At 38.4% G+C, this 12,560-nt stretch carries 6 protein-coding genes; 1 reads left to right on the top strand and 5 read right to left on the bottom strand.

The genetic code is table 11. The annotated features are described in order from the left end of the window. Positions 1 to 112: 112 nt before the first annotated feature. The gene (locus tag ACIQZG_RS10625) at positions 113 to 4,498 is read right to left on the bottom strand and encodes an S-layer homology domain-containing protein (protein WP_402755155.1); all 4,386 of its coding nucleotides are present in this window, start codon (positions 4,496 to 4,498) and stop codon (positions 113 to 115) included. A gap of 552 nt (positions 4,499 to 5,050) precedes the next feature. Then, positions 5,051 to 6,631 (bottom strand): sensor domain-containing diguanylate cyclase, encoded by a 1,581-nt coding sequence (locus tag ACIQZG_RS10620; RefSeq protein WP_402755154.1) that lies wholly within the window; start codon positions 6,629 to 6,631, stop codon positions 5,051 to 5,053. A 412-nt stretch (positions 6,632 to 7,043) separates the two neighbouring features. Here ACIQZG_RS10620 and ACIQZG_RS10615 point away from each other — a divergent pair, with 412 nt between their 5' ends. After that, a complete protein-coding gene (locus tag ACIQZG_RS10615) occupies positions 7,044 to 8,228 on the top strand; it encodes a CaiB/BaiF CoA transferase family protein (protein WP_402755153.1) in 1,185 nt (394 codons plus the stop codon). A 214-nt stretch (positions 8,229 to 8,442) separates the two neighbouring features. Here the strand turns inward: ACIQZG_RS10615 and ACIQZG_RS10610 are convergent, their stop codons facing one another. From ACIQZG_RS10610 to ACIQZG_RS10600, 3 genes are all read right to left on the bottom strand, one after another. Then, complete coding sequence (locus ACIQZG_RS10610) at positions 8,443 to 9,918, bottom strand: hypothetical protein (protein WP_402755152.1); 1,476 nt, start codon at positions 9,916 to 9,918, stop codon at positions 8,443 to 8,445. A 514-nt stretch (positions 9,919 to 10,432) separates the two neighbouring features. Next, the gene (locus ACIQZG_RS10605) at positions 10,433 to 10,918 is read right to left on the bottom strand and encodes an HPP family protein (RefSeq protein ID WP_402755151.1); all 486 of its coding nucleotides are present in this window, start codon (positions 10,916 to 10,918) and stop codon (positions 10,433 to 10,435) included. 320 nt (positions 10,919 to 11,238) lie between these two features. Next, the gene (locus ACIQZG_RS10600) at positions 11,239 to 12,546 is read right to left on the bottom strand and encodes an acetamidase/formamidase family protein (RefSeq protein WP_402755169.1); all 1,308 of its coding nucleotides are present in this window, start codon (positions 12,544 to 12,546) and stop codon (positions 11,239 to 11,241) included. Positions 12,547 to 12,560 lie beyond the last annotated feature (14 nt).

Genomic DNA, 12,560 nt, shown 5'->3' with positions numbered 1-12,560 from the left:
ACTCAGTAATTGCAAGAAATTAAGGTAAACGATATTTGATTATAATGGATTGTTGTCCTGCAACATTTTAAAATTTTACTAACTTGCTAAAAAATTTTGGTACAAAGCATCCCTATGGACGACGAACAATTTTAATGAATTTCTGTGCCGTATTGGAATCCAACACACCCTGAGAAATATTTCCGTACTTATCAACTGTTGCAAAGTAAATACGGTCGTTTTCCATGAATACTTTATTCGGGTTAGTTGAATTTGTTGTTAATATAGATCTCTGTGAATTATCAGATGAGTTTTCAGGTTTTCCTATACCAGCAACGGTAATACCATTTGCAATACCAGGTACTGCTTGTCCAGCAGCGATTTGTGAAGCATGTTTACCTGCAAAGATAATTTCCTCTGCTGTTAAATCACCCGCAACAATATCAACACGAACCGCATAATAGAATTCTAAATCATCTTTAGCATTTGCAATTTGATACATAAATTCAAGCTCTCGGTATGATGGTACTGCACCAACAGACATATTACCCATTAATGTAGCTGATTTGAATGCCACACCTGAACTTTGATATACGTACTTACCAAAATCAGTAATATCGAACTTATTACCTGTGTAGCCAGTAATGTTGTAGTCAACAGCAGTATCTTTCATCTTCACAGTAAATGTTTTGTCAGCTGTTCCCGAACCAGCCGGCTTGATGATTAACTTACTTTCATCAGTTGTTTTAGTACCTTTTGTATAAGATACAAATTGATATTGTGATGAAATGTCTGCACCACTTTCATCTGTAATTGTTAGCAGACTTAAATCGCTAAGCGACGAGTTGCCATCAACATCACGCATAATCGCTTCACTAAAAGTAATCGTAAACGTATTATCTGGATTACGGTACACGATATTAGATTTCTTTTTACCATCAACCGTCATTTCAATACGCGGTGGTGTACCATCTGAATATAGATTCTTCTTCATCCAGCCAGTCGCCGATGTATCATGGTCATTACCAGCAGCATTGGCACTATAGATAGTCATATTACCATACGTATCTTCCGCACCAAAATACACAACGTACTCAGTATGTGGCGTTAAGCCCTTAATCTCTTTAACTCCACTTTCACCTGAACCAGTAGTTTCAAAGTACGGCTTGCCCTTTAATGTCGCTTCTAATGCCTTACGATCCGCTTCTGTTGTAACTGATAAATTAGCATCTGGATTAGGTGTACCATCTGCATTTTTCTTTGGCACTTCCCAGTAATGTAATAACGTACCTTCATCTGTACTAAATGTCACTTCAGCCTTTGTATCATCATTTAATTTTGGTTTAATTTCTAAATTCTTAATAAGCGGTGCTTTTGAATCTCCAATAATGGATTTCGAGTTAATAATAGACAGTTCTCCACCACGGTCTTTTAATACCATATATACCGAATAACTCACAAATGGATTTAATTGATCCTTTGGTATAGAAATTGGGAACTTTTGCGTCTTATCCTCTAAAGTTGCCGGCCCGTTGCCTTTTACAACATAGAGATCCTTGCCGCCAAGTTGGAAATAACCGGAGTGTAGGCTCGTATTCGATTCGAACTCATTGACGAAATCTCGTTGCGTAATCCCCTTTTCCTCTAAATATTTCTTAAAGGTTTTTGAGTCGCCTCCGTCCATAACTGTGTCAGGTAGCACCATATAATAGTAAGTCCCCGCCTTACTTGGTTTAAATTCGACTTCCACTCGATTAAATCCATCTGATTGGTCTGGCTTACTTACGACATTTTCGATAGACATAACCGGTAAATCTAACTTGTCATGTAAGTATTCAGCGAAGTTACGAACAGGGTCATTTTCTTTAACTGTACTCGCATTTTCAAATTCATTGTCTGCTAAATCCTTCACACCTGGTAATACAGTTACACGTAATGTATCTCCGTAGACAAACCCTGTTTCTGAAGGAATTGTTAATAATATTTTTTTATCGCCCTCTTTATATTCCACAGAAGATGGCTTAATGCGTGGTTGGCCAGTTGTGTTGACAATAACTGTTCCTGATAAATCGTAATTTTGCACGTTTCTAGCCGTTTCAGGGTCTAAAGCTTCGCTAAAATATACATAAAACTGGTTTTCCTTACCCGCTCGCTCAAGTTTCGCATTTTCTACATATGGATGCTCATTATCTGGTGCAGTTGTTGTAAATTCTTTCGACATCGGTGGATCAATCGATAAGTTTCCTGATTTATCCTTCATGACAACATAGACTTGGTATGTCGTTTCAGGTGTTAAATCTTTTAAAATCTCAGTTATCGCTAACTCGCCTGATTTCGCTTCCCCTTTGCCTGTAGGGTTCGCGATGATGTCTTTCGTTGTTGGATCAGGAGCCGATGTTTTTGGACGTACATAATAGTAGTACTCGCCTGGTTCACTCGCAACGAATTTCATTTCGGCACGCTTACCACCATGTAAAGGTAAAACTGTTAATGATTTTACTGACGGTGGCGAACCATCCTTCATTTGGAACGATTTAGTTGCAAGATCAGAGACGTTTTTCGCACCATCTACGACCATTACATAAAGAATATATTCTGTTTTTTCGCCTAGGTTTGAAACTTTGACCGTATTTTTTCCAACTACGGCTGATCCTGTACCATGCGCAGCATTGTCAGAAGATACGCGATTTACCATTTCAGATTTTGTCGGTGGATCAGCATCTTTTTCACGAATAATGTAGTAATACGTACCGACTTCAGTAGACGTGAAATCGAAACTAATATCACTGCCACTTAGTAGTTCAAGATTTGTAATATTCACAATTGGCTTTGTTTTATCCGCTGGTTTTTGGTTTTCAATATCATCTTTATCAACTGGTTTGCCATCTGGATCCGTAATGCCACCGATATTGTCTTTATCATTTAGGAAATCATCAAATATATTATTTGGTCCTTCATCTTTCGGTAAAATGACTCTATCAATATACGTATAGTCACCGATATCAATCCAACCGTATGCGTTATCGACAAATAATGTACCCACTCGACCATCAAAGTATAGCTGTAAATTTGTATAGCTATATTTGTTAATCCAGTAAATATTACTTTCCCCGTAAATAGTTAGGTCTGTTTCTGTAATTAAATTTAACGTTGTAATATTGCCTATAATTTCGAATTCCCGTACGTATCCTCGGATGTCTACACGTGGCAATGTCGTATTTGTTTCGATTCTTGTCGCATTTTGTGACACAATTAAGTGCGGTGTAGAACTATTATAAAATTCAACATACTTCTCCACATTTTTCATCACAACTCGGTCCTTCGACCAGTTCACGAATGGATCATCTTTTTTAGGCTCATCTTTAACACCAGGATTCTGGCTGTTATTAGTCCAGTTCTGCAGTCCATTTGAAGAGTCTTCTTTAGATGGTTGATCTTCTGGCTGATCAGGGTTTGACCAGTTGATAAATCCTAGATTCGTGCTAGCAATACGTCCTAAAGATCGCATACTGTTGCCCGCTGATACATTCATATGTAACGGTGGACGCACTGTTTCATTGATGAACACCGTACCTGTTAATTTTACGTCTGCAAACCGAATGTAATTGCCGTTCACAACTATCGAAGCACCAAAAGAGCCGTTACCACCATTTAGCTCTAAATATTTTGTATACGTTCCACTCGCATTTAATGTCAGCTTTGAAACATAGCTTAACTGGCCACCCACGAGTGTCCCCTCAATAACAGCCCCTTTAAGTACTTCTTCATTATCCTCATTGAAAATATTTGCAAGGTTAGAAGGCACGGTATAAGGCACTGCGTTTATGTAAACAACATCATCTTCAATGCTCGTAATTTTGTAAGACGTGACATTTTCTTTTTTATCTTGCGCACGTACAATGAACGATGCAATTTGTCCACGCGTTACCGCATTATACGGAGAAAATGTGACCGGAGTTGTCCCTTCCGTAATTTTCAAATCTACTAATGTTTGAATATAAGCCGCATTACTCGTTTGGCTATTCACATCTTTGAAGTTGTGATTAAAGCTAGAGGCAACTTCAAATTTAAAGCCAAGCACTAGCATTTTTGATAATTGCCCACGTGTAATAACTTCATTTGGCATAAATGTACCATTGGAATAACCCGACATAATGCCCGCATTTTTTAAGGCTGCAATGTATTTATAGTATTCATTGCTCTTAGGTACATCTGTGAAATATGGATTATCAACATTTTTCAAATCAAGGTCTAGTACCGTTGCCAGCATTTTAGCTGCTTGCCCACGCGTTACATTTTGATTTGGGCGGAAAGTTTTATCAGGAAAACCGCCAATTGCACCTTGTTTGTATAATTTCAGGATATTGTCATAGTGACTGTTATATTGATCGATATCTTTGAATGGTGAAGTTGCTGCTACAGCCTTTTGTGGTGGCGGTACAACAACTGCGATCCCACTAGTTGCAAACACAGTTGCAATAAGTGCCTTGTTTACCTTTTGGATTTTAGTTTTATCCATCTCACTCTTCCTTTCCTATCTGACTGATACCAGATTTTATCTTCATTCAGCGGGCATTTGGAAATCTTCCGAAAAAAGATAAGCAATATTTTCTATTTTCATCATACCCTTTATATCGACAGGTTAGTAGAGTACCTTCATAGATAACGCTAAAATAATGCTTTGTATTGGCAATAAAAAAGTTTGGACACTGCCTCCTGTGGCATACCAAACTGTTCATCGCACAACCATACATACTTTTCACAAAACTAATCAAAAAATAAAAAACCAAGGAGCATCATTGCTCTCTTGGCTTCTACAATATATAGGCATACATCTACACCGTACTTGAACTGCCATAAGGGAAAGGGGGGTAACCTTAAATCTGTTCAGGTCGATGAATGATGTGTCCCGAGTTTACGTAACTTTTAGCCTTCAATTTTTTCTTAATGAGTAACTCTATAGTAGCTTGCCCATCATGACACATCATTATGCATATTTTCTAAACAAAAGCTAATAAAACCTATTTAACCATCTTTCCGTTTGAAGTATTCACCAATTACGAAGTAGAATTTATTGATTTTGCGTTTGTTCTTGCCCTGCAACTATCACTCGATTTCGCCCTACTTGTTTTGCATGATATAAAGCAACATCCGCCGCTTCAATCAGCCCTTCTGTCGTATCAGTCATTAACGGATATTCTGCAACCCCCGCAGATAACGTCACAGCTCGGCCACATGGACTCAATGTATTTGCTAACGTTTCACGTAGTTGTTCTGCTACAATCTCTGCTTCTGTTGCAGTTGTCTCTGGTAATAACAAGATAAATTCTTCTCCACCATAACGACAGCAAATGTCCCCATTACGTGCAACAGCTTGCATATTTTCCGCTAAAAACTTCAACACTTTATCGCCAACAGCATGTCCATACGTATCATTTACGCTCTTGAAATGATCTAAATCTAATAAAATAATAGAATGCGGTATCTTTTGTTCGGCCCATTCTGCTAACAACGCATCCATCGTTCGACGATTCGTTACACCAGTTAAAGGGTCCGTTTTTGACTGATCCTTAAAGAAAGATACTTGTCCCTGCAAAAACGACAAGCTACGCACAAGCGCACCTTTTAAACTGGACGCTTCATAGTACCACCCTGATACCGACTCTAAACTGTTTACATTTTTGGCATCTAAGCTTTCTTCCGTGAAAGTAGCAAGTTGTTGCAATGGACGAGCAATTCTTGTTGCTGCCCATAGTACCGAAACTAAACAAAATATAAGCAATGGCATCGCGACAAATATCATATTCTTCACATGATCCATCGACGGCCTCAACGCTACCTCAAGTGGTCTTTGAGATACCACACCCCACTTAGGTAATGGAATCGCACTATAACCAGCGAGCATCTCCACACCCTTTGTATTGACAATCTGCTGTGCACCACTATTACCAGCAACCACAGCTTGCACGACCTTGTTCTCAATCGCTTTATCATTGATACGTGTTGTATCTTCATGGTAAATAATGCGCCCATCCTCATCAACGACATATACATAGGACCCATCATCGTAATAATGCTTGCCTAATAACTTATTAAACACATTTTCTTCTTTCAAATAAATGGTGCCACCAATTAAACCGACATACTGACCCGCATCGTTGAAAATGGGATGTGAAATAAAAATAAGTAGTCGCCCTGTGATTCCCTCATACGGTTTTGATACTAGTGGAACTTTTTGTGCTAACGCTTCGGTCGCTCCTTCAGAGGTTAACAACTCTCCTTGAACTTCAATTGATGGTGGAGAAACCGATAACACCAGTCCGTCTGCATTTGTAATCATTACCAAATTAAACATTTCATTTTGCATTTTAATGCGTTCAGTTTCTTCAATGAGTACCTGTTTATCGTCCATCTCTTCGGCTATCGTCTCAGCACTATACCCTAGTATTTGAAACGATTCTTCTAAATATGCATTCGCCGTCTCTGCAAGCTTTTGTGCATAAACACGATTCGTTTCAAGCGAATTTTCTTTTAGCGTATTCACATTCACACGATAGCCACTCCATAAACTACTAACAAGCGTGATTAAAAATGCTACTAATGCTACTCCTATTATTAAATGCTTAAGCTTAAGATATTGATATTTTGCCATTATCCATCCCAATCTCCTATTTATATGCGTTCATACATTTTATCATAGCATTACTACAATAAATTTTATTATCTTCTAACATAAGTTATAGAAAATTGAGTTAACTTCGCATTTTATTATCAGAATTTTCTTATAACCGATTGTTGTTGTCTGAAATTTGACAGAAAAGCTATATTCAAAATTTTTATATTTTTACAACATATAATTTTCAGATAACTTGCATTATAATGAAAAATACATAGTCAAATAGAGGCTCATTCTGTTATAATACTGTTAAATTTTATAAATTCTGTATTAATACAGATGGTTTGCTATATGCTTTTATAATATGGGGATATTAGAAAAGTGCATTCGCAACACACTCTCTAAAAGAGTTGGAGCTGGGTGCCTAAACAAAAGGGGTTGAGGAGATTTGGGTATTTTAAAGGGGTTAAAAATTCTCGATTTTTCTGCATTATTACCAGGACCAATGGCAACAATGATTTTCGCTGACTTAGGGGCGGACGTTATTCATGTGGAATCCTCCAAGCGCGTTGATCTAACACGCATTATGCCGCCTTATGATGAGGATCGTGAAGCATATATTCATCAGCATTTGAATCGCTCAAAAAAGTCATTAACATTAAACTTAAAATCGCCGGAAGCTGTAGAAATTGTTCAGTCACTTGTAGAAGAGTATGACATTATTATTGAAGGTTTCCGACCTGGTGTGATGCAACGTCTTGGTATCGATTACGAGGCGTTGAAAAAAGTAAATCCGAAGCTGATCTATTGCTCTATTACAGGCTACGGACAAACAGGGCCGTTTAGTAATCGTCCTGGACATGATAACAACTATTTATCACTTGCTGGTGTGCTCGACTATTCACGCCATAAGGATAAAAAACCTGTTTCAATGGGAATTCAACTTGCCGATATGGCAGGCGGCACAATGCATGCGGCAATCGGGATACTTGCTGCTGCACTGCATCGTGAAAAAACGGGTGAAGGCCAGTATGTAGACATCAGCATGACAGATGCAGTATTTTCGCTTAATGCGATGTATGGCTCCGCTTATATCGGAGGAGGGCGTATTCCACAGCCCGAGCAAGAAATTTTAAATGGCGGTAGCTACTACGATTTTTATAAAACAAAAGACGGGCGGTTCTTCTCTGTAGGTAGTTTGGAGCCACAATTCCGTAGACTGCTGTGCGAAGCGCTCGATATACCAGAGCTTATCGACAATACGTTTAATGATTCATTCTATACTCAAACACGCTTTAAAGAGGCTGTACACGATGCATTTTTATCGAAAACATATGCGGAATGGCTCGAAATTTTCAATGATGATTTCGAAGGTTGCGTTGAGCCTGTGTTAACATTCCCAGAGGCTTGTGAGCATCCACAGCTTGTAGCGAGGGGCATGATTGTGGATATTCCGAAAAATGACGGGACAACGCAAAAGCAAATTGCTTCTGCCTTCAAATTTGGTGATGCGCAGCCTGTCTATAAGCATGTCGGTGCCAAACTTGGCGAACATAACGAGGAAGTGCTAATGTCTCTAGGCTATAGCGCCGAACAAATCGCCGCATTAGAAGAAAAAGGTGTTTTGGAATAAAACAGGTTAGTCAGTAAAAGACAGAGAAGATAATTAATAAAAAGTATATTGATTTAAGAATGTTCGTTGATTGTAGCGGAGCGAAGGCGTTGTCACGTCCTGTGACAACGCCCAGCCAAAATAGAAATCATCCCCAAGAAATAGTGATGATTCATAAAATGAAACGGGATGGCTCAATAAAAAGTTGAGCCATCCCATTATTTTTATGCACTATTCATACATAAGCACTAATAAATAAGCGCATTTCTTCAAAATGTTCATCGACGAGCAAATATTTTTTATACATCCCCATTAATTTTTCAAATAATTCATACTGCTCCGTAACAAATAATACTTTCAAGATATTCATCATATTCAAAGAACTACTTTGCGCAGCAAAATAATACGGCGCCTCTGGATTACGGTAGGTTCGACGCCATTCCTCCAACGATGCGCCAATCTGTTGCAGTGAATTATTCACCTGGATCGCGATATCCTTTTGAATGGCCGACTCAATCGCTATGAACTGTTCATCGCTATATTTCTTCTGCACCAATGCTTCATGGATTTTCTTACTGGAGACAAGTGCCTGTTCTTTTAACAATTTTAATCCCTTCGAGTAATTTCCGGTCAGCACATAATTTTGTAATAGTATTGCATATAAATTTTCTAAATAATTATTTGCATAGTTTTTCACAATTGCTTGGGGTGTTGGTTTTATATTCGGCAAAAGCTCTTTATACTCCAACATAATTTCAATTGCATAATTATTCAGGCGCTCATCATCTAATAAATATTCCCCGTATTGAATAACTTCCTCTGCATGTTCTTCTTGATGTGCAACATTTAATAAAATATAAGCAATTAACACTTTTTCCTTTTCCGTCATTGCATACATCGAATAACGCCACTCTATTTCAAAAGAAGCAATTAGCTCCCTTACTTTCCTAAAATCATTTTCTACCAACCTATAATGTACAACAATTTGATATAATTGCAATTGCTTCTTTGCTAAACACGAAGGATTTTGATTATCCACATAAGTTATACACTTATCCAGATTTTTTTTATAATTATGCGAAAAGTTATGCACATGTGTATAACTTTCTTGAGCAGAATATTCAAAATGACGCATAATTTCATGGATAAATGTTAATTGTTCTAAAGGTTTGTGGATAAGTAGTGAATAAACTTTTTTCATAAAAAGCCACTGCCAAAATTGACTGTCCTCTTTATAGATCATGTGTAAAAGATATTCATTTTCGATTTTATATAAATAAATGGTCTGTAATTCTGTTGTTTGTATATTTACGTCTCGGCGTTTCCCAAAGATTAACCATATTAGTTGCTCTACACTCATTGTATGCTGTGCATAAAGTTGCTCAAAGAACGTCTCCTTCCCTTTCTGAGAATAAAAAAAAGAATCGAACCGTTCATTCATAAACACTAAATCTAAGCCTTGATTTTCAAAAAAAGCTTGGGCTTCCTTAGGTACACGCCCCCAATATTTGCGGGAAGTTGAAAACGCGACATTCATTGCCACTTCCTCGTTAACCAAAAACAAATCAGGTGATAAGGTTTGTCCAAAAATCTGTGGATTATTTTGTGGATTAACTGAATCCTCCGCCCATTTCGACAGTAACGCCTCAGCACCCATTTCACCATTATGACGATACGCAGTTAATAATTGCTCATCACAACGCAGCAACATACAACTAGTGCCTCCTTTACACAACACTCTTTCTTCAATATAACAAATTCTATCCAGAATATGCGAGAAAATAATTGATATGTATAAGGATAATTACATTTATACACACATAAAAGCCATCTAAGAAAATGATATTTACTCACTTTCTTAGATGGCCCTTACATCAACCGATCTGTTAGTAGACAAACGACACATACTGCAAGCAGTTATTCCCTTGGTTGGTAGCCTGAGTTCGCTGCCATGTAGAATGTCCATTTATCTAAGCTAACAAACGGTCAGCCTCTTAAGATACTATCTCTCAAGAAAATTTATAACATATAATTACATGTATGTGAATTACATGGTGAATCTCATCAGTGCCATTTATCTTATGGAGCGAAGTAAACTATAGTTCTTCCCGCATCCTACAACAGTAGACGCATCAACTCGAAAAAAGTTACAAAAAAATTTTTTCTTTTTAATATTTTTTAGGAAAGAAAATGGCCACCATTTTTGTCATATAAGCTATAAGTTCTCACCAAAATATTGGATATTTCCTTGTCCCGCGCAGATTATTAATGAGCATCCCCAAAACAACAATCAATACGGCGCCAATTAGCACTGGTATCAATAAATAACTCCAGCCATATCCCCCAAGAATAATGATGATTGGATTTGCTCCAGCAGGTGGATGAATAACACCCATAAATGCCATGCAGAAAATTGTCAAAGCCACGCCTAAACTAATCGAAAGCGTGCTTGTTCCAAACATTGAGTACATCGTCAAGCCGATAAAGGCCGAAATAAAGTGTCCACCAATAATGTTCCGAGGTTGCGATAACGGAGCATTCCAAACAACAAAAACGAGCACACAACTACCGCCAAGTGACGCCATTAACCATGGGGATCCTGTATAATTCGTCAAACATAACAATAAAAAAATACAAACCAATCCACCTACAGCGCCTGTTACAGCATCTGCAAAATTAGTCCGGGAAGGAGCATGTCCACCACCATACATTTTTGCTATATATCTCTTCAGTAAATTTTTTTATCCACTTTTTCCTGTAAGTGTGCAACTTCTCTCACGGATCGCCACCCCTTATATACTAAATTCTGTCTTATATGCGCATTTTACAGTCTATTATGAATATTCCTCTTATTATACCAATGTTTTAGTAGATTTCAATTTTCGTATTACGCATTTTTGCCAAATATAGCAACTGCTTGCGCACTACTAAGCCAAAGAAAGAGAGATAATGTCCTAGGTTATCCACCAGTGAAATCCTTAACAAAAAAAAAAAAAAAAGCCTATCCACAAGTGTGAATAGGCTGAAATAATTAATCGTATTGTTTTTTCACCGGCTTAAAAATACGCGCTTTTTTTAGAATTGTTTTCGGTACTTGGAAAGTTGCTGTCACAACACCAGGATGACGACCAATTTCAACCGAACCGGTAATTGTAGCACGGTTCATGACCTCTGGCACTGTCATTTCAAACAGGCGAGCAGCACGTGCAAGCGCAGTATCTGTTGCCTCATTTAGCGTCGTTCCTGATCCAACAACAGACACTGGGAATACATCTTCAACTTGCTTCACACCATATTCCTCTGCTAATTCACGTGCACGGCGTTTTTCTTCCTTCGTAAATGGCTTTGCTGTATACGGTAAATCCTCTTCATTTGGAAGAAGGATTGGACCTTCTAGCGCTACCTTTTTCAAAACACTTACTTGTAGCTGCACAATGCCCGCTACATCTGTTGTATGACCAGCAATTTCTCCATCACCCTGCATCGCGTGCATATCACCAATATAAACACCACCGCCCGGCACCTTCACTGGACAAATAATTGTTGCTCCCTCACGAACACGACTAATATCCATATGTCCATCAGTACGATGAATATCTAACTCCTCTTGTGTAAATGCATATTCATGCGGAGCACCCACTAAAAATGAACCAAAATCTCCTGCATTATGCGAATCTGGCATTGCCTTTGAAGGTGTTGTACCAAGCTGTCCTAAGAAAGGACGCATTCTCGCCATAACACCTACTAAATCACTCGGTGCCAATGCCACAATTGGATTCTGAATAGAATTTTCAGGTGTACGCATATATTTTTTTGCATCTAGTGCAATGCGGCGTGCACCTTCACGCCCCACTGTTACTCCGATGTCGCTCTGATGACCAAGCACCATTGTATAACCATTTGTCATTTTAAATGGCGAGGTTTCTGTATTACATGTCGCACAACGAATGGCCTGTGCACCAATGCCATTAACAACTGTACGTGGATGCAATTTTCCACAACCAGGGCACTTCACGGATACAAATGGATCCCCTATGAAACGATCTCTTATCGCCTCATCATGCCCTGAAGAAGTAGCGATAGAAGTAACTTGAATGGACTGGATCTTGATGACGATTGCATCCCCTACTTCTGCACCTTCGATAAATACCGGCTTCGTTACCTCATGCCCTCCTCGAATCGTCGGTGTAATCATCGGCCCCCAGCATCCTGGCGTTGTATTAGCAATAATTGTACCGCCATTCTTTACAGGTCCCAGCATTTCCTGATATGGATCTAAAATGCCATCTATATATTCATTTACGAACAATGTTTCGACGGCTTGCGGTGGCTCTGTCATTTCATCACGTTCAA

Origin of the sequence: Lysinibacillus sp. NPDC096418, assembly GCF_044762775.1 — a bacterium.
Taxonomy (GTDB): Bacteria; Bacillota; Bacilli; order Bacillales_A; family Planococcaceae; genus Lysinibacillus.
Note: the sequence above shows the minus strand (reverse complement) of the source record. Positions and strands in the feature narration are given on the sequence as shown.